General features: G+C 58.5%; 22 protein-coding genes. 8 read left to right on the forward strand and 14 right to left on the reverse strand.

Annotated elements, in window-relative coordinates; all coding sequences use genetic code 11:
* Positions 1 to 172 precede the first annotated feature (172 nt).
* Positions 173 to 1,036 (reverse strand): hypothetical protein, encoded by an 864-nt coding sequence (locus ACVDG9_RS15025; protein ID WP_447238358.1) that lies wholly within the window; start codon positions 1,034 to 1,036, stop codon positions 173 to 175.
* Positions 1,037 to 1,098: 62 nt separating this feature from the next.
* Positions 1,099 to 1,308, reverse strand: a complete 210-nt coding sequence (locus ACVDG9_RS15030; protein ID WP_031269292.1) for a hypothetical protein — start codon at positions 1,306 to 1,308, stop codon at positions 1,099 to 1,101.
* 192 nt (positions 1,309 to 1,500) lie between these two features.
* On the opposite strand from ACVDG9_RS15030, the gene ACVDG9_RS15035 reads away from it, so the two are divergent.
* Positions 1,501 to 2,658, forward strand: coding sequence for a DUF2336 domain-containing protein (locus tag ACVDG9_RS15035; RefSeq protein ID WP_447238359.1), 1,158 nt, complete (start codon positions 1,501 to 1,503; stop codon positions 2,656 to 2,658).
* Positions 2,659 to 2,716: 58 nt separating this feature from the next.
* Here the strand turns inward: ACVDG9_RS15035 and ACVDG9_RS15040 are convergent, their stop codons facing one another.
* The 3 genes from ACVDG9_RS15040 to ACVDG9_RS15050 all read right to left on the reverse strand — a co-directional run bounded on the left by ACVDG9_RS15040 (position 2,717) and on the right by ACVDG9_RS15050 (position 5,690).
* On the reverse strand, positions 2,717 to 3,088 hold the full coding sequence (locus ACVDG9_RS15040; RefSeq protein ID WP_031285039.1) for a DUF1491 family protein: 372 nt from the start codon (positions 3,086 to 3,088) through the stop codon (positions 2,717 to 2,719).
* Between the two features lie 101 nt (positions 3,089 to 3,189).
* Complete coding sequence (locus ACVDG9_RS15045; protein WP_206907623.1) at positions 3,190 to 3,981, reverse strand: peptidoglycan-binding domain-containing protein; 792 nt, start codon at positions 3,979 to 3,981, stop codon at positions 3,190 to 3,192.
* A gap of 8 nt (positions 3,982 to 3,989) precedes the next feature.
* The gene (locus tag ACVDG9_RS15050) at positions 3,990 to 5,690 is read right to left on the reverse strand and encodes an ATP-binding protein (protein WP_447238360.1); all 1,701 of its coding nucleotides are present in this window, start codon (positions 5,688 to 5,690) and stop codon (positions 3,990 to 3,992) included.
* A 298-nt stretch (positions 5,691 to 5,988) separates the two neighbouring features.
* Between ACVDG9_RS15050 and ACVDG9_RS15055 the strand changes: the two genes are divergently transcribed.
* Positions 5,989 to 6,540, forward strand: a complete 552-nt coding sequence (locus ACVDG9_RS15055; RefSeq protein ID WP_081713271.1) for a DUF5330 domain-containing protein — start codon at positions 5,989 to 5,991, stop codon at positions 6,538 to 6,540.
* A 258-nt stretch (positions 6,541 to 6,798) separates the two neighbouring features.
* The gene (locus ACVDG9_RS15060; RefSeq protein WP_447238361.1) at positions 6,799 to 7,230 is read left to right on the forward strand and encodes a SufE family protein; all 432 of its coding nucleotides are present in this window, start codon (positions 6,799 to 6,801) and stop codon (positions 7,228 to 7,230) included.
* Positions 7,231 to 7,383: 153 nt separating this feature from the next.
* Here ACVDG9_RS15060 and ACVDG9_RS15065 read toward each other — a convergent pair whose 3' ends face one another.
* From ACVDG9_RS15065 to ACVDG9_RS15100, 8 genes are all read right to left on the reverse strand, one after another.
* The gene (locus ACVDG9_RS15065) at positions 7,384 to 7,800 is read right to left on the reverse strand and encodes a Ros/MucR family transcriptional regulator (protein WP_006939826.1); all 417 of its coding nucleotides are present in this window, start codon (positions 7,798 to 7,800) and stop codon (positions 7,384 to 7,386) included.
* A gap of 316 nt (positions 7,801 to 8,116) precedes the next feature.
* The gene (gene mnhG / locus ACVDG9_RS15070) at positions 8,117 to 8,461 is read right to left on the reverse strand and encodes a monovalent cation/H(+) antiporter subunit G (protein ID WP_023001011.1); all 345 of its coding nucleotides are present in this window, start codon (positions 8,459 to 8,461) and stop codon (positions 8,117 to 8,119) included.
* Positions 8,458 to 8,814 carry a cation:proton antiporter gene (locus tag ACVDG9_RS15075; RefSeq protein ID WP_023001010.1) on the reverse strand — a complete coding sequence of 119 codons (357 nt, stop codon included), beginning with the start codon at positions 8,812 to 8,814 and terminating at the stop codon, positions 8,458 to 8,460. The genes mnhG and ACVDG9_RS15075 overlap by 4 nt, the downstream gene beginning before the upstream one ends.
* Entirely contained in the window at positions 8,811 to 9,287 is a 477-nt protein-coding gene (locus tag ACVDG9_RS15080; RefSeq protein WP_023001009.1) for a Na+/H+ antiporter subunit E, read from the reverse strand. Before ACVDG9_RS15080 ends, ACVDG9_RS15075 begins: the two co-directional genes overlap by 4 nt.
* Positions 9,284 to 10,873, reverse strand: a complete 1,590-nt coding sequence (locus tag ACVDG9_RS15085; protein ID WP_447238362.1) for a Na+/H+ antiporter subunit D — start codon at positions 10,871 to 10,873, stop codon at positions 9,284 to 9,286. Before ACVDG9_RS15085 ends, ACVDG9_RS15080 begins: the two co-directional genes overlap by 4 nt.
* A gap of 5 nt (positions 10,874 to 10,878) precedes the next feature.
* Positions 10,879 to 11,256, reverse strand: a complete 378-nt coding sequence (locus tag ACVDG9_RS15090) for a Na+/H+ antiporter subunit C (RefSeq protein WP_023001007.1) — start codon at positions 11,254 to 11,256, stop codon at positions 10,879 to 10,881.
* A complete protein-coding gene (locus tag ACVDG9_RS15095) occupies positions 11,256 to 11,675 on the reverse strand; it encodes a Na(+)/H(+) antiporter subunit B (protein WP_023001006.1) in 420 nt (139 codons plus the stop codon). The genes ACVDG9_RS15090 and ACVDG9_RS15095 overlap by 1 nt, the downstream gene beginning before the upstream one ends.
* On the reverse strand, positions 11,675 to 14,065 hold the full coding sequence (locus tag ACVDG9_RS15100; RefSeq protein WP_062488457.1) for a putative monovalent cation/H+ antiporter subunit A: 2,391 nt from the start codon (positions 14,063 to 14,065) through the stop codon (positions 11,675 to 11,677). The genes ACVDG9_RS15095 and ACVDG9_RS15100 overlap by 1 nt, the downstream gene beginning before the upstream one ends.
* Before the next feature lie 417 nt (positions 14,066 to 14,482).
* Here ACVDG9_RS15100 and ACVDG9_RS15105 point away from each other — a divergent pair, with 417 nt between their 5' ends.
* The 3 genes from ACVDG9_RS15105 to ACVDG9_RS15115 all read left to right on the forward strand — a co-directional run bounded on the left by ACVDG9_RS15105 (position 14,483) and on the right by ACVDG9_RS15115 (position 16,991).
* Positions 14,483 to 15,460: a GGDEF domain-containing protein gene (locus ACVDG9_RS15105; RefSeq protein ID WP_447238363.1), complete on the forward strand. Its 978-nt coding sequence runs from the start codon at positions 14,483 to 14,485 to the stop codon at positions 15,458 to 15,460.
* 166 nt (positions 15,461 to 15,626) lie between these two features.
* A complete protein-coding gene (gene msrB / locus ACVDG9_RS15110) occupies positions 15,627 to 16,076 on the forward strand; it encodes a peptide-methionine (R)-S-oxide reductase MsrB (protein WP_062488456.1) in 450 nt (149 codons plus the stop codon).
* 156 nt (positions 16,077 to 16,232) lie between these two features.
* The gene (locus ACVDG9_RS15115; protein WP_208984195.1) at positions 16,233 to 16,991 is read left to right on the forward strand and encodes a substrate-binding periplasmic protein; all 759 of its coding nucleotides are present in this window, start codon (positions 16,233 to 16,235) and stop codon (positions 16,989 to 16,991) included.
* 43 nt (positions 16,992 to 17,034) lie between these two features.
* Here the strand turns inward: ACVDG9_RS15115 and ACVDG9_RS15120 are convergent, their stop codons facing one another.
* Complete coding sequence (locus tag ACVDG9_RS15120; protein WP_023001001.1) at positions 17,035 to 17,469, reverse strand: winged helix-turn-helix transcriptional regulator; 435 nt, start codon at positions 17,467 to 17,469, stop codon at positions 17,035 to 17,037.
* 140 nt (positions 17,470 to 17,609) lie between these two features.
* Here ACVDG9_RS15120 and ACVDG9_RS15125 point away from each other — a divergent pair, with 140 nt between their 5' ends.
* Together ACVDG9_RS15125 and ACVDG9_RS15130 are read left to right on the forward strand one after the other, a co-directional pair.
* A complete protein-coding gene (locus tag ACVDG9_RS15125) occupies positions 17,610 to 18,467 on the forward strand; it encodes an SDR family oxidoreductase (protein ID WP_447238364.1) in 858 nt (285 codons plus the stop codon).
* 151 nt (positions 18,468 to 18,618) lie between these two features.
* Positions 18,619 to 19,854 (forward strand): MFS transporter, encoded by a 1,236-nt coding sequence (locus ACVDG9_RS15130; RefSeq protein ID WP_289808728.1) that lies wholly within the window; start codon positions 18,619 to 18,621, stop codon positions 19,852 to 19,854.
* The last annotated feature ends 19 nt before the right edge of the window (positions 19,855 to 19,873 follow it).

The following is a 19,873-nucleotide window of genomic DNA, read 5'->3' on the forward strand; positions in this document are numbered from 1 at the left end:
GAAGTCTTCTCAAAGATGTTTTTTCAGACCTTGAACGACCGCGCCTCCAGCCTGTGGAAAAGCAGTTCCGCCTCTACAGCCGAAAATGTATCCGCGCATCAGTAGATCTGACGTGGGCAGAATATAGCACTCAATAAATTGTCAGAATTCAGGCCTGAAATTCGGAAGCGGGCTATTTCACGACCGGCGCGCGTTCAGTTCCCCACCCGGTATAGATCCGGGACCTGCGAACAGGCTTGTCGTCCCCATAACGCTTGTCCGGATCGCAACCGGCTTCGGCAATGCGAACCTGGCCTTCCAGTTCCCGAATGGCGTTATTGACCTTCCAGACGCGATCGCGGGTCGGCGTTTCGATCTCCAGTCCGTCAAGCGCCTTCTTGTAGGCGATGATCCGATACCGCAGTGCCTGACCGACCCATTTGATCATCACCCGGTTTTCCCAGACGCGCGCCTTCGCACCTTCATAGGTTTCCTCGGACTTCACCGGCTTGTTCTGCAGAACTCGCAGCCGCTCGTCGTCAGCGGCCTTCACACGCAAGGCCACTTCGCAGAAAGGCATTACCAACTCCGCATCGCCGGACGCGTCAGCGGCAATCTTGTCGTAGCGGGCATCGGAAGACTGGAATTTGTCTGAGCGCAGATAGATCAGGTAAAGATCGGGCGGCACGCGCCCCTCAACTTCCGGAAGAACGCGCGTTCGCGACAGCTCAACCATGGTCCCGCCGATCCAGTCCTTGGTCCATGGCGGACGGATCAGCGTCCAGCCGCGGTTGCGCATCAGCTTTTCGTCGTTCGTGTAGTTGAACTTGGAAACCGGATCACCGCGCAAGCGTGCTGCTTCATCGCCCGCTGCCGGCATCACCCTGTCATGAATGACGGAAGGCCTGGCACGATCAAAATCCCCTGTCGGGCGCGTACAGGCAGCAAGGCTGACGGCAATCAGCACGGCAGCGACGGCAATGGCGCCCTGCCCTGATCTGCGACCGCTCTCCGTGAGGGATGCGGTGGCGGATTGTTCCGCTTTGCCTTTGCCCATCGGGCGCTTCTCCAGGCCGCTAAAAAGAAACTTCTCCTGCGCGGCTGGAGAGGCTTGGACCGTCAGTCCTTGTCGGAGCCAGCAGGTCCGGCCGCTTTTCCGATGGTCGCGATTCGTGCGGCAAGATCAAGGTCATGGCGCTCGTACCGGACACCTGGGAAGAGGATAACTTCTCCAAAGGTCTCTCGGCTTGCCATACGGCGCTGATTGGAACGATAGCCCACACGTGCTGCGGGGCGTTGAGCTGATGTAAAGTCCAACAAGGTGCCCATCGTCTCCTCCTTCGGTTCCGATCTCCCCTGACGGCGTATTACCGGCGGGGAACGGTCAAACGGGCGACGCATTACTTCCTGCTCTTCATTAAGAAGCTGTCAGGGTTAACAGCATGCTAACGCTTTTCCTGCAATTTGAACGAAGCAAGTTCCTCCGGTGGTCCGGTCTTTCGTATTTTGTAGACGGGTGTCATGCGCCAAACCCAACATTTCAGTCAGTCTTTGCCGAATTCCGCTTCTCCGGACAAATCCGCGTCCACAAAGGGCGATGATCGTGGTGTCCTTCTGGCCGCAAGTGAGCTGTTTGCCGGACGCACTCGGCATGATGTTGAAGAAAAACGCATTTTTCTGGAGTTGGCGTCAAACTTCCTGCCTAAAACCTCATTGCCGGACAGGCGCCGGATCGCAAATCTGCTGGCTGCGCATCCGGAAATTCCCGACGACCTCCTGACGCAGCTCGCATCCGACGAAGACGAACTGACGGCCTATCCGGCCCTTCGTTACAGTCCGAGGCTTTCTGTGGATCTCCTTTTGAAGGTTGCGGAGGCCGGTCCGGATTCCCTCCGCAAAGCGGTCGCCAACCGGCCATCCTTGCGCGAATCGGTGATCACGACATTGTGCGAACACGCCGGAGCCCCTGTAATCCGTATCCTTCTCGACCGGGAAGACGTCACCCTGACACAAGCTCATCAGGCAAAACTCAGTTGTCGTAGTGACATCGTTGCCACTCTTGGTTTAGAATTGGCAGGTCAGGACGCATTAAACCCGGATGGACTTATGGGACAATTCCTGCATTTACCAGCTCCGCTCAAATCGAAAGCTATCGCCGCGGCGGAGATGACCAGCCTGGTCAAACAGGCACAAACCCCTGGATCCGCAACCGACAGACGCACGGACACCGCGCGCCTCAAATTGCGGGACGCACTGGTGAGCGAAGCCCTTTTCCAGCAGCGGTCCCGTTTTGCGGATCTCCTGGGCCAGGGGCTCGGACTGCCACAGACCACTTGCGATCTGCTGATGCATGACGATCAGGCCGAAGGTCTGACCGTTGCATTGAAAGCGCTTGGTATGTCGGCGTCCGAAGTCACGACCGTGATGATCCGCATGCTGGGTGAAAACCTGTCACTGGAAAGACTGCGCGGCCTGCTGCGCCTCCATCGCACGCTCAGCCAGGGCGCTGCCGAGGTGCTGGTCGGCCAGTGGATCCTGCATGACCAGGTCACTCAGCCCGTATCTGCACAGCTTGACTCGCAATATCAGGATGGTTCGCGCCGCGATGCGGCGACAACGGACGGACAGAAGTTTGGTTTCGCTCAAGCCGAAACCACTCGCAAGTCGAACCGTTCCTGAGAACACCCGCTCAAGCACTGTGTTGCGGGAGGGCTGAACGCCCATATTTAAATCTGCACTAAAAGCGGAAAAGGTTTGTGTCGGGCTTCGGCTCATCCTGCACCAATGGCAGGTCAATCCTGCCGTCGCGTGCTTCGATGTCCACCAGCCAATAATCTGGATCCATTCGCGCTTCGCTAGCCAGCCGCGCGTCTATCGTTTCCCTGTCCGCCCGTTCGAAGACACTTTCGAACAAGCGCCCCTGCGGCAGACTGCTGAACATGGCTTGCGGCGCCGGGCCATAGAAGTCGAAGCTACCGTCAAGACGGTCCACACAGATAAAGACCGCACCGGCTTCGGGAGCCCCTTTCCTGGAAACAGCTGCAAAGCCGCCCTCGCCGAATACGCGTCGGACCAGTGCACTGACGAAAAACTCAGATGTAACCCGCATGCTGACCGCCTCTGCCGAACCCGCCGGCACTCCCGAAGATGGAGAAGGATGGCCCTGCTCTACGACAGTTGCGCTCACGCGGCAACTTGCCGTCCGGCAATCTAGCCGGACAGCGACCGGCCACTGACCATTTCCAGGCGCTCGATGACCTTGGTGCCGGGTTCGCCCGTCAACGGCAGGCCCCTGTCAAATTCGAACCGCCGGATGGCAGCGGTGGTATTGGCTCCCATCACGCCGTCCGCCTTCAGCGGACCGTAGCCGAGTTCGGACAACGCTTGTTGAATCTTCATCAACTTCGGATCGGACTCTACACCGGCATCGGCACTTTCGTCGGCACCGGCATCAAGAACTTCAGCGCCGTCTTGTCTAGTCGTACCCGAGAACCCGGGCTTCGGACGAGGCACGGGACCATTCACGGACGTTACGGGGCTTTCTCCCTGCATCAGCACCAGAGCAAGCAGCGCTTCCGTTGCCTCTCCGGTCTCGATCTGTCCGGCGTGACGTTCAAAACCACGGATGGCACGCTCGGTCGCCGGGCCGTTCAGTCCGTCCAGAGGGCCTTCGTACAGGCCGATCTTGCGCAGGGAAATCTGCAGGTCGAGCACAAGGGTGGAGATCTCCTGCACCTGAAGCCCGGGACTTCTGCCATCCGGTTCCGGCAGCTGCATGGTATCCGGTCGATCTCGTGTCGTGAACAGCGGCGCCGGATGCCGGCCAGGCTGCAGGCCGACCGCATTGGCCACGATCAGGCATGCCGTCAGCCCCATCACCACAGTACCACCCGCAGCGACAGGATTGTCGAGCGCCATATGACCGGCCTTCGCCATCAGGGATTCCGACGACTTTGCTTGCTGCGCCTTGGTCTGCTTTGTCGTTTTCTTTGCTCTTGCCATTGCGCCGCCTATGCCGATCTTGCCAATTGCTCGACACGGAGCACCTCGCCGGTCCGACCGGCGCTCTGCTGCGCTTGCGTCCGAAGCGGCAGGGTCACAGTCACGCTTTCCCCCTGCCCCAGAATGGTCTGAACAGTCAGGCTGCCGCCCATGCGCTCCAGAAGCGCCCTTGAAACGCCCAGCACGGTTGCCGCGGCCTCGGCACTCCAGCAAAGGCTGGACTGGCGGTTCTTCACCGAAAACACATAGTCGGTGTAGCCTGTACCGAGAACGACACCAACGCTCACCACGGCACCAGCCTCGGAAGTTTCCACCATATCCACCAACAGGAAACACAGTGCCTGCCGCAGCAATTTTCTGTCGGCAGCAACCAGCGGACTGTCCTGGCCGGGCTCCATTTCCAGAGCAACACCGCGACGCACGGCCACCCTTGCGACCATGTCCATGCATTGAACCAGACAGGCTTCGACATCAACACCGGTAATCTCCGGTTCGCCGGGAGATCTGTCGGCCGGAACCAGATCCAGAGCCGCAGTGAGCGAGGCCAGACCCCGTTCGCCGGTTTGCCGCAGGGACTGTACCGCCAACTTGAGCACAGGATCGGAGGTATCACGCCCCAGGCGCTCAAGACGTTCGAATTGCGCCAGAATGTCCGACAGCGCCTGCGAAGCTTCAACGCCCGCCGTTTCAAGCATGTCCCGCGAAATACGGTCCGCGCGTGCGCTTCCATCTGTGGCGGATCCCGCGGTCTTGCCTGCCGACGGCTCGATGGGTTCAAGAGGACGAAGCGTCAGCAGAAGTGCCGCACCGTTTGCAGAAGACGGGCTGTTCTGCCGGCTGGCACGCAGTTGTACTTCCAGACGCCGGTAGTCGGCCTGCCCTGCTTCTCCCGGACGATTTGCGCCAACCCTCAAACGTGCCTCGAAGGTTCTTGTGGCGCCACTCAAACGGGCTTCGGAAAGACAGGTCAGATAAAGCGGCCGGTCTGCAACGTGAAGGCGCGGAAACAGCCAGTCCTCCCCGCTTTCCACCGGCAGGTGCCCAAGCACATCCTTCACCGGGCCGCCAATGACCTTGAGGCCACCGTCAGGCCCGAGTTCACAATAGATGTCGGAGACACTCTGACTGATCTGGAGGCGTCTTTCCTCCGTTGCCCTCACAACTTTTTGCGCAAGAGACCGGTCAAGCGCGATGCGCAGAGACAGCAAACCGACATAAAGCAGAGCCGCCAGGGTCGCAAACGGCGTTGCCAGCCCTGGAAATCCGGAAGCCGGAAGGACTGGCAGCGGAACAAACATCAGGGCAAGGACCAGGGCACCGCAAAGCCCCGTCACGGCGAGTGCCGTCCGCCGACTTGCTGCGAGCGCAGCCTCCATCGGCGGCACCAGCAACCAAGCCAGCGCAAAGGACAGCGCACCTCCGGTAACCGCGCAGACACCGGCAACAAACACCGCGAACAGGGAAGCAGAAAGACCGGCAGCCTTGGACAGCGCCCCCGACTGGGACAGATAAAGCGCCAGAGGCCATTGGCTCAGCATCCAGGCGAGCGCGAGAAGAGTGGCTGCCTGAGGCGGTCCGGCCAGCGCCAGATGCAGAGGCAGTACCACCAGAGCCGCAGCGCCGCTGACGAAACAGCTGAGCAGAAACGAACGATGCAACGGTGCAAGAAAAGGATCGGAAGCAGCTTCGGGATGAATCATTCCATCCACGCGAGCCACCCAATGCCCCCAGATATTTTGCATGTTTTTCAGAAGGTTACGCAATCTACTCTACCACACAACAATCGCGAAAATATCCGCTCGCACCTTTTGTACGGCCATTGTCGGTTGCAGCACTTAAGGAACGATAAAGGATGAATCCAAATTGCGTTTTTTTTCCGAAAAACCCATTGGCCTCAATATCTTGACCGGAATTAGCTAAAATTTGAATCAATATTTCAGAAAATACGATTTAAATACCTGATTTATTTTATGAAAATTCGCTTTTCCCGCTCAACCGGGGATTCTCATGTCGCTGGTAATGTGTCCTCATAACAAGCGTGCCAACGGCACAAAGGCACGCAAGACAGAACAGACTATGGGTAGCGACATGTTCTTTCTCTTGAGGACAGCCTTTTGGCTCACCTTGGTGCTCGTCCTGATTCCCCTCGGGTCAGATCAGGAAGACACTTCGACGGAAAACATCGATCCGGTGTCGGCCTTCCTGGCGGCACAGGCAACGATGTCGGACATCGGCGGCTTTTGCGGACGCAATCCGCAGGCCTGCGAAACGGGAGGCGATGCACTGACGGCAATCGGCAGCCGCGCACGCGACGGCGCTCGGATTGTCTATGAGTTTCTCGACACGCAGATTGCCGAGAAATCGGGAAGCGAACAGCTGGTGACCGGCTCGACGCCCGTACCGAGTGCTGGCACGACGTCCGGCCAGCCTTCTGGCCAGGAACCCCAGGTTTTCGCCGGCACACCATCTTGGCAGCCGGTCTTTGATAACGTCTCTTCCAAAGAGGCAGTGCTTGGGCCGGTGCCACGGCCCAAACCACGCTCAGGCCAAAAGACCTGAGCACACTGGTCGTTCAAGATCCTACGACCTCCTGGATCAGAAAACGACCGATTGCGCCCCCGCTGGAGCGCTGCTGCACGGCAGCAACGCAAAGACGGCTTCACTTCAGCGGATTGTTCCGCTGCGCCGCAGATGGAAAGCTGCCCATTTCATCTGCGGCGTATCTTTATTCTCCCCCCTCTCTCGCACCTGCCGGCATTTGCACTTTGCCGCTCACGAGTTATATGGAGGCGGACAAGACCTTCAAAGACCGGTGCCATGACCACAACCTTGAGCGAAATCCTTGAGACGTTTGATTTTCTCGACGACTGGGAAGATCGCTACAAATACCTCATCGACCTTGGCAAGGAGATGCCTGATCTTGCCGACACCGAAAAGACCGATGCCAACAAGGTGCGCGGTTGTGTGTCGCAGGTCTGGCTGATCACCACCATCGACAAGACAGGCGACGGCACACCTGTGCTCAGCTTCCGGGGTGACAGCGATGCGCTTATCGTGCAAGGGCTCGTGGCCATCGTCACCTCTTTGTTCAGTGGCAAGACCGCGCAGGACATTCTTGACACCGACGTCGAAGGTATTTTTGCCAAACTGGGTCTGCAGGAGCACCTGACGCCGCAGCGCTCCAACGGTCTCAAATCGATGGTCGGACGCATCCGCAGCGACGCGCAAGGAGCTCTGGCAGCAGCCTGAGAGCCCTTCAATTTGATCACTCTGTTCTTTCGGCAAGCGCATCAGTTGCGCTCACACCGAGCGCCATCCGCAATCAGCTGAAGATCTCCATCACAAAACAAAAAAAGAGCTGCCCATGGGCAGCTCTTTTGTACTCGACCTGGGCCGAAGGATTTACTTGGAGCGCTTGCGCTGCTGGCCGAGGCCCATCTTCTTGGCCAGTTCCGAACGGGCAGCCGCATAGTTCGGTGCAACCATCGGGTAATCGGCACCCAGGTCCCACTTCTCGCGGTACTCTTCCGGGGTCATGTTGTAGTGCGTGCGCAGGTGGCGCTTCAGCGACTTGAACTTCTTGCCGTCTTCCAGGCAGATGATGTAGTCCGGCATGACCGACTTCTTCACCGGCACGGCGGGCTTCAGCGGCTCCGGCTCCGGCTCGGTGGAAGTGCTGGCAGTTCTCTGCAGCGCGCCGTAAACTTCGTTGATCAGGCCTGGCAGATCTGTTGACGCAACGGTGTTGTTGCTCACATAGGCTGAGACGATGTCTGCCGTAAGATCAATCAGATTCGCATCCACCGGACTGTCAGTCATATTTCACCCGTTCTCTACTGATTTCAAAATTAGCTTTGTGGTTTACCTGCAAAAAATGTCTGCCGAAAGCGGAACTAGAAATTCAGTTACTTGCGGGCCCAGAAATCAAAAACGATTCTACTTTGCAGGCAATCGTCACAGCCTTATATCGCCGCTTTCGTTGAACGACAACCCCGTAATTCAAATAAAAATCGATCAGAAGCAATAAAAATCAAATTGTACAAATATTGGCTATACCTAACGCACCTATTTCGACAATGAACCGATAGTATTGTCAGGAAATCTGTCTTTCAGGACCATTGCCGCACACCATGCCTCAGCTTTTCGGCCGGACAGTTTTTGCAAGGGCATCTTCCTTGGTATCGGCACAGGGACGGTAGCCGGCTGCGTATGCAGCTTTTGCCAACAAATGAGCCGAAATTGGGGCGGTGAGCAGGAAGAATACGACTCCGGCGATTGCCCGTGTGACAACGGCCAGATCGCCAGCATGAACTGCCAGCGCAAGCAACATCACACCCGACCCCAGAGTACCCGCCTTGGAGGCCGCATGCATTCGCATGTAAACATCTTTCAGACGGATGATACCGATCGATGCGACCAGTGCGAAGGAAGCACCGACGACCAGCATGATACCGGTGATGATTTCAACGGCAGCATTCATTGTCCCGCCTCCCTGCGCTTAATGCTCTCTTCGACTTCGTCCATGATCGTCTTGTCGCCGGCAAGGCCGCGGTTCAGGACGAAGCGTGCGAAAGCGACGGTTGCCAGGAAGCCGACGAGGCCGAGCGTAATCGCAATGTCGATGTAAAGATAAAAGCCGGTGGAAACGCCGATGGCCGCGATAAAGCCGATCCCCACCGCGACCAGCATGTCCAGGGCGACAACACGGTCCGGAAGACTCGGTCCCTTGACCGTCCGCACGACGATGATGATGAAGGAAATCGTCAGCAGAGCCAGCGCGATCTTGACGCTGATTTCCAGGAAACCGGAAGAAAAGGTCTCAAACGGTGTCATCTGAACACCTCCAGGATCTTGCGTTCAAAACCGTTCTTGATGTCGTCGATCGTGGCTTGCGGGTCAGGCACGTCGATACAGTGCACATAAAGCGTCTTCCGGTCGTCGGAGACATCAACGGACAATGTGCCCGGCGTCAGGGTGATCAGATTGGCCAGCATCGTGATTTCGAAATCCCTGTCCACTGTCAGCGGAAACGCGATGATGCCCGGCTGCAACTTGATCTTCGGCTTGAGCACGATGATCGCAACGCGCCAGGCCGACAGCACCAGTTCATAGACGAAGAGCACAGCCAGACCGAAGCCCTTGGAAACCCGCTGGAAATAGGCGGCAGTACCGACCTGTTCCCGGATCAGGTAAAGCGCGCCGAAACTGAGCACGAAACCGAAGGCCAGATTGACTTCAGAGAAGCTGCCCGTGACAGCTCCCCAAGCCAGCATCAGAAGAATGTTGATGAGAAAGAGACTGGTCATCCCTGGCCCCCAAAGACTGAACGCAGGTAGCCGAGCGGTTCAACAATGCCGCTTGCCCCTCGCATTGAAAGCTCCAGCATCCATTCCGGCTGCAGGCCGAAATAGACAACAAGCGCAGTCAGTATGCCGAGTGGCAACCAGACTGCGGCTCCGGAAAGTTGCGCGCCGCCCTCGCCCGTCACGGCAACGGCCTGCCCGTCAGTAGTGCCTTCAGGTCCACCGCGCCAGAAGGCGAAGATCCAGACCCGGCCCATCGCCATGGTTGTCAGGAACCCGCTGACAAGAATGGCAGCGCCCAGCCAGGTCCGGCCGTCTGCGAAGGCCGCATCCACAAGAATGACCTTGGGCCAGAAACCGGAGAATGGTGGCAGACCCGAAACGGCAAAACCAAGTACCAGGAACACGGCTGCGAACACCGCACTCTTTTGATAGAGCCCACCCAGCTGCCTCAGGTCGTAGGAACCGCCCATCATGTTCATGATGCCCGCTGCCATATAAAGTGCCGTCATGACGATGATCGAATGGACCGCGTAGAAAATGGCACCCGAGACTGCCAGCGTCGAACCAACGGCAACACCGGCGAGCATCGACCCGATACCGGCAATGACCACATAGCCGAGCAGCCGCCGCACTTCACTCTGCGCCAGAGCTCCGATCGCCCCTGTCAGCAGGGTGGCGATGGCAACCAGCGCGATCACATCGGCCATATAGCCGCGGGAGGCCGGCAGGATCAGAACAAAGATGCGGATCAGCGCATAAACGCCGACCTTGGTCAGAAGGCCTGCAAATACCGCCGACACCACCACGTTGGGCGTGTGGTAGGACGCAGGCAGCCAGAAATTGACCGGGAACGCGGCCGCTTTCATGGCAAAGGCGAGGAAATAGAGCGCGGCAACCGTTGCCAGTGTGCCGGAAGCCGGATTTTCCAGGGCGGCAACCTTCATGGCGAGGTCCGCCATGTTGAGCGTTCCGAAAATTCCGTAAAGCAGACCTGTCGCGATCAGGAAAAGGTTCGTGCCGATCAGGTTCAGGACACCGTATTTGACCGCGCCGTCAAGCTGGATCCTGTCGTTGCCGAGGACCAGAAGTCCGTAGGACGAAATCAGCAGAACTTCGAACCAGACATAGAGGTTGAACACATCCCCGGTCAGGAACGCGCCGCAAACACCTGTCATCAGCAGTAGCAGGAATGGATAAAAACCATATCTGCGTCCTGTGCTGTCAACGGTGGCAGCGCCGAAAACACCCGCACAGAAGGCCACGATTGAGCCGATCAGTGACAGCGTCACACCAAGCGTATCCACTGTGAAGGCAATGCCGAACGGCGGCAGCCAGCTGCCCATCACCATGGTGATGACACCATGATCGAGCACCCGGATCAGCAGGGCAAGGTTAGCCAGCACCAGCAGCGCCAGAAAACCGATGCCGACTTTCGGCTGCAGATCGGTGTTCTTGCGCAGCATCAGGCACAGCGCACCGCCCAGGATAGTGATCAGCGAAGGCGCGACCACCAGCCAGTCACCCGCCGCAACGGGCGTAGTGACCATGGCCTGGGAAAGATCGACGGAAACGGAAGAACCGGCCATGTAGCTTAGTACCCTTGCGGCGGAGTTTGGTCGTGTTCGGGTTCGGCGATGCGCATTTCGTTGACTTCATCGGTGCCAAGTTCCTGGTAGGCCCGGAAGGCCAGCACCAGCAGGAACGCAAAGAACGAGAAGGAAATGACGATAGCCGTCAGCACCAGCGCCTGCGGCAGCGGATTGGCCGTCGCGGTTTCCGGAGCATAGAGATGTTCCGGAATGAGCGGCGGAACCTCGCGCGTCAGGCGCCCGTTGGTGAAGATGAGCATGTTCACGGCATTGCCCAGAATGGCGATACCCAGAAGAATGCGCACAAGCTGCTTGGACAGCATCAGGTAGACGGCCACGGTGAAGAACAGGCCAATCAGGATGACAACGCCGGTTTCCATCAGTCGGCCTCCCTTTCTTCAAGCGCCAATGCAATGGAGCCGATGGCACCCACCACCACCAGGTAAACGCCAATGTCGAAGAACAACGGCGTCGACAAGGCGATCTCCACGCCGAAAACATGTACCTCCAGCCACTGGCTGGTCATGAAGGCCTGCGCCTTGAATATCGACGGGATGCCTGCCACAGCCGCCAGGAACAGTCCGAAACCGGATACCCCCATCGGGTGGAACACGATGGCGCGGCGAACGGAAGCAACACCGCAGGCGATACCAAAAATCGCCAACGCCGATGCGGCAATCAGGCCGCCGATAAACCCACCACCCGGCTCGTTATGGCCGCGCAGCAGCACGAAGATCGAAAACAGCACCATCAGCGCGGACAGATAGGGCGCAATGGTGCGGAAGATGATCGTACGCATCAGTGAGCCTCCCCAGTCTGGGCCGGTGTGGGCGGTGCGACCGTCTTCGGTTTCTCGATCGGCTTTTCAGGCTTCGTCCGCACCCGGATGAGCGCCAGAACACAAAGCCCGGCCAGAACCACCACGGCGATTTCACCCAGCGTATCAAAACCGCGGAAGTCGACGATGATCACGTTGACGATATTCCGGCCATGGGCAATGGAGCGGCTGAACTGGGCGAAGAAGTCGGACAACCGGCTGTCGAAGGGCTGCTGCGTGATTGCAAGCAGCGTCAGCGTCAGGCCGAGACCGACACCGATCGCGACGATCCCGGTGACAATCGCGGCAAGACCATGCCGGTGGTCACTGGGCGACAGGTTCAGTCTAGTCATGACCAGAGCAAGGATGACGACCGACAGCGTCTCCACCATGAACTGGGTGAAGGACAGATCCGGCGCGCCGAACATCATGAAGATCAAGGCGACCGCAAAGCCCTGGATGCCGAGTGACACGATGGCTGTCAGGCGGGTGTTGGCGACAAGTACGGCGATCAACCCGAAGAAGGCGATCAGCAGGATGCCCCATTCATAGAAACGATAGTCGGGCATCTTCGGCATCGCCGGCAGGCTGTCCGTCAGGAAGCCCGGCAACAACACCGCAGCGCCCGTGAAGATGAAGGTCAGCATCATGTAGGTCTGCATCTTGCCCGACTGCAGCAGGCGCGTGATCCGCCAGGACAATCCGACAATACCGGCCACGAACTGGTCGAACCCCTTGTCCGGTCCCCAACCGATCGTTGTCAGGACAGAGCCGATCAGCCCGCGCAGGCGGTCGATCTGGGTAAACAGAGCAATCCCGAGACCGATGGTAACCAGCGACAGCAGCAGCGGCGCGTTGATCGACGTCGGCAACAGATGAAGTTCGATTTGCGTCGTCTTGCCGAGAAGTGAAGACAGGGTCGGCCCGATGAACAGTTCACCAGTCGTATGTGCAATCAGGGCCAGCCCGAGGCCGGTCACCGACAGGAACACCGGACCTGCGAACAGCAGAACAGGTCCCTCGTGCGCATGTTTCGGCGTTTCCACTTTCGGACCGAGGAAGGGCTTGATGGCAACCGCGGCTGCAATCACCAGCATCAAGGCATTGCCGATGACAGCAGTGATGGTGATGGGCAAACCGAGTTCCAGCCAGCCCCAGGTGCCGTAGTAAAGTACTTCCTTGGCAATGAAGCCGATGAAAGGCGGCAGGCCGGCCATGGACAGCGCCGCAAGACAGGCAGCTGCAAACGTGATCGGCATGGCCGAACGCAAGCCGCCCAGTTTCGTGATGTCACGCGTACCGGCTTCGTGATCGATCGTACCGGCGACCATGAAGAGCGCGCCCTTGAACAGGGAGTGCGCGAGAAGATAAAGGACAGCACCTTCGAGCGCCTTTTCCTGGCTGGTCCCGGTCAACATGACAAGGAGCCCGAGCGATGCCACGGTCGTGTAGGCAAGCATCAGCTTCAGGTCGGTCTGGCGCACCGCCAGGATCGTGCCCACCAGCAGTGTTATGCCACCGAACAGCGGCAGGACCGTTGTCCAGAGTTCTGTTCCACCCAGCAGCGGATGCATGCGCATCAACAGATAGACGCCGGCCTTCACCATGGTTGCCGAATGCAGATAGGCGGAAACAGGTGTCGGCGCTTCCATGGCGTTGGGAAGCCAGAAATGGAACGGAAACTGCGCCGACTTGGTGAAGGCGCCGCCCAGAACCAGGAAGAAGATCGGCACGTAGAGCGTGGTATCCTTGATGATGTCCGGGGAGGCCAGCAGCACCGACATCTCGATTTCGCCCGTGGCGGAGATGATCAGGATGAAACCGGCCAGCAGGGCCAGGCCGCCGCCGCCCGTGACCACGAGCGCCTGCAGCGCGGCCCGGCGGGACGCGGCGCGCAGGTGATCGAAGCCGATCAGCAGGAAGGACGTGATCGACGTCAGTTCCCAGAAGATAAACAGGGAAATCAGGTTGTTGCCGAGCACGAGACCGAGCATCGACCCCATGAACATCAACAGGAACGAGAAGAACCGGCCCTGCTGCGGGTGGCCTTTGAGATAGCCGCCGGCATACAGGATGATGAACGTTCCGATGCCTGAAATCAGCAAGGCGAACAGCGTCGACAATCCGTCGACATAGACGGAAAAGTTCACACCATAGCTGGGCGCCCAGGCCTTTGCCGCAACGAAGCTTTCCCCTTTTGACACGGGTTCGACGAACCCTGTGAAATGCAGGAAGATCAAGGCCGGCACGATAGCAAGCAGCCAGGCCGCATTGTGCTTGAACCAGCGGGTCAGAAAAGGCGCAACCACAGCCGCAGCAAAGGGCGCGAGGACGGCATAGAGAGTGGTGTCGTCGATCAAGGCTGGCGTCATGCTGATCTTTCGTCACGGTTTTTAAAGAAACGACGGAAACGGGCCTGCTCGAATCAGCCCCGATCCGCCGGATAATAACGGTCCCGATGGGTTATGACATGTCTTAGGCAGTTGAATTTACGTGTTCAAGCGTATGTCTGTCGATTTTCGGTAAATTCACCCGCGTCACATGAGCGCTTTTGTCAGGGGCAGGACTGACAAGTGGGGATCTCACAGATTTATTCTGTGCTGAAAACGTATCACGGCCGAAACTTGAGGTATCCGCGCCCGCAATACACCCGACAACATTCACACTCGGGTCAAACCACCTCCGTCTGCACCCAAGAAAGGCAGCTTGCCACTTGATTTCAAAGCGTGAATACCGTTCAGTTTCAATTCGGGAATGCGTTGCCACGGAATTCGAGCGAGGCACAGAAGATGGTGTTGGGTAGTAATAGGGATACGCCTTCGGGAACGGAGCTGCTCCGCCCGTCCAACATCGACTTTGAAACGCTCGTCAAACTTGGCAATGAAGCCATTGTTTTGATCGGACTGGACGGCACGCCCGCTTTCATCTCTCCTGCAACCGAGCGCATGTTCGGATGGAGTGCTGACAAACTGGTCGATCACCTGAGCGACCTGGTCTATCTGGCCAGCCCGAACACCGATGCAGATCTTCTGCACCGGATCCTTTCCGGCAGCGGCGATGCCGACGCCCCCCTTCCCCATGCAGATCTTCAGCTCCGTTCCGCCTTCGGCCCGATGGTCTGGGCGGAGGTGACCACGCATCTTCTGGAAGATGCCGCCGGCAAGCCTTACGCATTCGCGGTCTATTTCCGCAGCATTTCCAAACGCAAGGAACTGGAAAGCCTGCTGGATGCGGCAACCCAGACGGATCCGCTCACCGGACTTCTCAACCGCCGTGCCTTCGAGGATGGCCTGAAACGGGAATGGGCAATCGCCTTGCGTGAAAAGACCCACACCAGTCTGATCAAGGTGTCTCTCGATCGTTTCGAAGCTCTGGTGGAGCGGTTCGGACCGAGCGCTGCCGAGGATTGCCTGACCAGGGTAGCCGATACCCTGAAGGAAACCGCGCGCCGTCCGGCAGATATCGCCGCACGAACGGCAACGGCGGAATTTTCTCTCCTCCTTCCAAGAACTCACGAAATGGGCGCCGAGACTATCAGCGCGTATCTGCACGTAGCCATTCAGGACCTTGGCATTCCCAACCCGGAAAATGCCGCCGGCAATGGCGTCATGACGGCCTCCGTCGGTGCGGCTTGCGCGGTCGTGGAACAGACGGGGGTCTCGGAAAGCTCGGAATTTCTCCTCGCCGCTGCCGAAAACTGCGTTTTTCAGGCGAGACAGGAAGGCGGTAACCGGGTGAAGACGTCCTTAAGCCACCTGGCTCGCTAACCCCGGACCTTTCACGGCGACAATCAAGAGCACCTTCCTATCCATGAACGGATGAAACACGGCCTGGCTCCGCAGGTGACGATTGACGAAACCGTTATCTGCTCCGGCTTGCAGCAACCTGTGCACGCCCCTATTTCTGGGAAAAACATCAAATAAGGAATGCCGAATGAGCGACGAAACCACCCGCCACGAAAAAGCATCTCCCCCCATCAGGAAGACCACCGCCGAATGGATGGAGCAGCTTACACCCGAGCAGTTCTATGTGACCCGCCAATCCGGCACCGAGCGCCCTTTCACCGGTCCCTACTGGGACAACAAGCTCATCGGCCGTTACGATTGCGTGTGTTGCGAAACGCCGCTGTTCATGTCGGATACAAAATTCGATTCCGGCTGCGGCTGGCCAAGCTTTTTCGAGGCGGTCGACCCGGATGCGATCCGGGAACTTGAAGACCAGTCCCATGGCATGATCCGAACCGAAATCCGTTGCAGCAGTTGCGACGCGCATTTGGGTCACGTCTTCCCGGACGGGCCACCGCCGACAGGCTTGCGCTATTGCCTCAATGGCCATGCAATGAATTTCGTTCACGGCGGCCGGCCGCCCGCCAAGTCAGAATAGACCGTTCATCTGCCCGCCTCGGCTACAGCTTCGGGGCGGGCAGATCTAATGCATGCATTAAAAAGCCTGTTTCAAGAACAGTTTCCAGTTTTAGATTTCAGTTACACACCCCTGATAATAATAGCATCACAAACTTCAAGAACATCGGGGTGGGACTTGTCTGTACTACGGAGTTTTGCTTGCACCTGCGTGCGCGCGCTGGTTTTCGGCCTCGGCTTGGGACTTGCCGGCCAACCGGTCCTGTCTTCACCAGCCGCCGCAGAAGAGCTGGTCGCATTCACCGGATATCTGCCCCCTCTCTCCATCAACGAGCAGGAGAAGGGCATTGCAGTCGAGCTCATGGAGCTCGTTGCAGAAGAGGCCGGCCTGGATATCAAGATCCGCTTTGCCCCCTGGAGGCGCGCGCAGCTGCTGGCTGAAAACACGCCCGGTTCACTTCTCTTTACTGCTGCCTATTCCAGGAACCGCAGTGAGAAATTCCAGTACATCGCCCCCCTGCTTTATACGGAAAGCGCATTCGTAACGCTCGACCAGCCGTTGGATACCTTCGAAAAGGCTATTGAGAGCGGCAAGGTCATCGGGGTGCATCTCGGCAGCCAGCGCAGCCAGATCCTCCAGCGGTTCGGTGTTCGCAACGTTGAGGAAATACCATCAGCAGAACAGATGAGCGTCATGCTCAAGACCGGCAGGATCGATGCCTGGTACACCATGTCTGTTCGGGCCAGCTACATGTTCCGCCAGCAGGGATACGACCCGGGAAGTCTCGTCATCGGCGCTCCGGTTACCCACGGCATCCAGTGGCTGGCGGCCAACAAGGATCTCGACCCGCAGATCAGAGGCCGACTGTCGGCTGCCGTCTCCAGGGTGTGGCGCGATCCGAGATACTGGCAGATCGTCGACCGTTATACCCACTGACGGTTCATCTCCCGATCAAGGGCCGGAAAAACGCCTCAAATCCTTATTCCGCTGCCACGGCCTCCTCGTGGCCGGATTTGGCGGACAGGATCCTGGCGATATTGACCTCGATCCAGTCAGCGAATTCTCGCACTTTCTCTGCAGCCTCCCGGCCGATCGGGGACAGGCTGTAATCGACATGCGGAGGCACCACCGGGTGGGAATACCGGTTGACGAACCCGTCGGCCTCCAATGTCTGCAGCGTTTGCGCCAGCATCTTTTCACTGACGCCGCCCACGGTGCGGCGAAGTTCCGAAAACCGCTGATCTTTTTCCAGAAGCGCAATCAGCACCAACACGCCCCAACGGCTCGTCAGATGCCGCAGGATTTCGCGTGATGGACAGTTCTGGTTGAGCAGTTCCCCCTGCTGCATCAATTCGGACAAGGGCGCGCCGCTGTTCAGCACGCACTTGGGGGTTATTTCTGCCGTATCGCTCATCCTGTTTTCCAGTTTTTTGTCCGAGATCCGATAAATCTCAAAACTAACCTTTTTGTACGTACTAACAAAAAGTAAGTGATCCGTCTACATGGGCAGCATCCGATGCATTTTCGAACGATCAACCTTCAAGGAGAAACACAATGATCGCAGTCACGGGTGCCAATGGTCAGCTGGGCCGTCTTGTCCTCAAACATCTTGCCGGCCTCACCGCCGAGCCAGTTCGCGCGCTTGTCCGCTCACCGGAAAAAGCCGGCGATCTTGCCACGGACCAGGTTTCGGTGGTGAAGGCAGATTACGATGATAGCGCCACCCTGCCGGCTGCGTTGGAAGGTGTTGAGCGTCTTCTGCTGATCTCCGGATCGGAGGTCGGCAAGCGCGCGCCGCAACACAAGGCCGTCATCGATGCAGCCAAGGCAGCCGGCGTCCGTTTCATCGTCTACACCAGCCTTCTCAACGTTCCGCGGTCCAGCCTCCAGCTGGGTGTGGAACATGCCGAAACGGAACGGATGCTGCGCGAAAGCGGCATTGCCCATGCCGTGCTGCGCAACGGCTGGTACATCGAGAATTTCGGCGGCACTGTAGCGGCTGCCCTTGCCCATGGTGCCGTTGCGGGCGCAAGCGGTGACGGCAAGTTTTCCGCCGCTGGACGCGAAGATTACGCAGAAGCCGCAGCCCGCACCGTTGCCGGCAGCGACCTGAGCACGCGAGCACTGGAACTTGGCGGATCACCTGCGTTCAGTCTTGCCGACCTGGCAGCAGAGCTCTCCAGCCAGTCCGGCCGTGAGATACCGTTCAACAACTTGCCAGAAGCAACCTATGCCGGCATCCTGGTCCAGGCAGGTCTGCCGGAAGGCTTTGCAAATGTTCTCGCTGATTCCGACAGAGGCGCGTCTCAAGGCGAGCTCTTCACGACTTCCACGGCCCTGGAGGACCTGATCGGTCATCCTACCCGCTCGTTGAGTGATTTCATCTCCAAAAGCCTGAAAGCGAACGCCTGACGTCCGCTAAACGTCTGCTCTTGCACGAAGGCGTCCCTTTCGCCTTCGTGCAATCATTTGAATCTGTGGTCGGTTGGTTCAAGGATATTTGTTGGTTCCCCATCGGCGAACCTGTTAGGCAGATGTTTCTGCACTTTCCCGGTACCCGATCATGTCCATTGCCAACGCATCCGATCCATACGTCCAGGACGGGCCTTACGCCTGGTTCCGGTTGGCGATTTCGATTTTGCTGAGCACCCTTGGTGGTGCCGGCATGTGGGCGGTTGTCATCGTTCTGCCCGCAGTTCAGACGGATTTCGGGATCGATCGTGCCGGAGCGTCCCTGCCCTACACCGCGACGATGTTCGGGTTTGCCGCGGGCAACTACCTGCTTGGCCGCGTCGTCGACCGCTACGGCATTGTCATACCCGTCATCGGCTCAGCTCTTTCACTCGGCGCCGGCTTCGTTCTGGCCGCCTTTGCGCCGGATGTCTGGAGCTTCTCTCTGGCGCAGGGTCTGCTGATCGGTCTGGGCACCGCGGCCACATTCGGCCCGCTGATCGCCGACATCTCCCACTGGTTCCTGAAACGGCGCGGTTTTGCGGTCGCCTGCGCCGCCTGCGGAAACTATCTTGCCGGTGTGCTCTGGCCATCGCTGATCCAGTGGAGCCTTGCGACGTCCGACTGGCGCCAGACCTATATCCTCATCGGCGTCATCTGCCTTGTCGCCATGGTGCCGCTGGCCCTTTTGCTGCGCCGGCCTCCTCCGGACACATCCCTGAGCACCGGTGCGGCCACGGCCCGTTTCGGTCGCCAGGACACCGGCCTGCCGCCTGCCGTCCTGCAGGCTCTTCTCGTGGTCGCGGGTCTTGCATGCTGCGTCGCCATGTCGATGCCACAGGTTCACATCGTCGCCTATTGCGTCGATCTGGGTTATGGCGTTGCCCCCGGAGCGGACATGATCGCACTGATGACCGGTGCCGGTGTCATCAGCCGGCTGGCATCCGGATATATTGCCGACAAGATCGGCGGTGTCATGACCCTGCTGATCGGTTCCGTGCTGCAATGCGCCGCGCTGTTCCTGTTCATTCCCTTCAACGGCCTGGCTTCACTCTACCTCGTGTCCCTCATCTTCGGCTTGTCGCAGGGCGGCATCGTGCCGAGCTATGCCGTGATCGTGCGAGAATACCTGCCGGCCCGCGAAGCTGGACAGCGTGTCGGCCTGGTGATCATGGCGACAATTCTCGGCATGGCCCTCGGGGGCTGGCTGTCCGGCTGGATCTATGACCTCACAGGCTCCTACCAGGCCGCGTTCCTGAACGGTATCGCCTGGAACTTCCTCAACATGGCAGTGATGATCTTCATCTTCATGCGCGGCAAGATGAGGCCGACGGGCGCAGCGGCTTAAGACTGTGGTTTCGATCAAC

The organism is Roseibium sp. RP-7 (assembly GCF_053005225.1).

Coding starts and splice junctions, on each gene's coding strand:
- ACVDG9_RS15125 (WP_447238364.1), top strand. CDS start 17,610: ATGATCGCAGTCACGGGTGCCAATGGTCAGCTGGGCCGTCTTGTCCTC.
- ACVDG9_RS15120 (WP_023001001.1), bottom strand. CDS start 17,469: ATGAGCGATACGGCAGAAATAACCCCCAAGTGCGTGCTGAACAGCGGC.
- ACVDG9_RS15060 (WP_447238361.1), top strand. CDS start 6,799: ATGACCACAACCTTGAGCGAAATCCTTGAGACGTTTGATTTTCTCGAC.
- msrB (WP_062488456.1), top strand. CDS start 15,627: ATGAGCGACGAAACCACCCGCCACGAAAAAGCATCTCCCCCCATCAGG.
- ACVDG9_RS15045 (WP_206907623.1), bottom strand. CDS start 3,981: ATGGCAAGAGCAAAGAAAACGACAAAGCAGACCAAGGCGCAGCAAGCA.
- ACVDG9_RS15030 (WP_031269292.1), bottom strand. CDS start 1,308: ATGGGCACCTTGTTGGACTTTACATCAGCTCAACGCCCCGCAGCACGT.
- ACVDG9_RS15090 (WP_023001007.1), bottom strand. CDS start 11,256: ATGGAAACCGGCGTTGTCATCCTGATTGGCCTGTTCTTCACCGTGGCC.
- ACVDG9_RS15080 (WP_023001009.1), bottom strand. CDS start 9,287: ATGACCAGTCTCTTTCTCATCAACATTCTTCTGATGCTGGCTTGGGGA.
- ACVDG9_RS15025 (WP_447238358.1), bottom strand. CDS start 1,036: ATGGGCAAAGGCAAAGCGGAACAATCCGCCACCGCATCCCTCACGGAG.
- mnhG (WP_023001011.1), bottom strand. CDS start 8,461: ATGAATGCTGCCGTTGAAATCATCACCGGTATCATGCTGGTCGTCGGT.
- ACVDG9_RS15075 (WP_023001010.1), bottom strand. CDS start 8,814: ATGACACCGTTTGAGACCTTTTCTTCCGGTTTCCTGGAAATCAGCGTC.
- ACVDG9_RS15040 (WP_031285039.1), bottom strand. CDS start 3,088: ATGCGGGTTACATCTGAGTTTTTCGTCAGTGCACTGGTCCGACGCGTA.
- ACVDG9_RS15100 (WP_062488457.1), bottom strand. CDS start 14,065: ATGACGCCAGCCTTGATCGACGACACCACTCTCTATGCCGTCCTCGCG.
- ACVDG9_RS15130 (WP_289808728.1), top strand. CDS start 18,619: ATGTCCATTGCCAACGCATCCGATCCATACGTCCAGGACGGGCCTTAC.
- ACVDG9_RS15035 (WP_447238359.1), top strand. CDS start 1,501: ATGCGCCAAACCCAACATTTCAGTCAGTCTTTGCCGAATTCCGCTTCT.
- ACVDG9_RS15065 (WP_006939826.1), bottom strand. CDS start 7,800: ATGACTGACAGTCCGGTGGATGCGAATCTGATTGATCTTACGGCAGAC.
- ACVDG9_RS15085 (WP_447238362.1), bottom strand. CDS start 10,873: ATGGCCGGTTCTTCCGTTTCCGTCGATCTTTCCCAGGCCATGGTCACT.
- ACVDG9_RS15095 (WP_023001006.1), bottom strand. CDS start 11,675: ATGCGTACGATCATCTTCCGCACCATTGCGCCCTATCTGTCCGCGCTG.
- ACVDG9_RS15055 (WP_081713271.1), top strand. CDS start 5,989: ATGTCGCTGGTAATGTGTCCTCATAACAAGCGTGCCAACGGCACAAAG.
- ACVDG9_RS15105 (WP_447238363.1), top strand. CDS start 14,483: ATGGTGTTGGGTAGTAATAGGGATACGCCTTCGGGAACGGAGCTGCTC.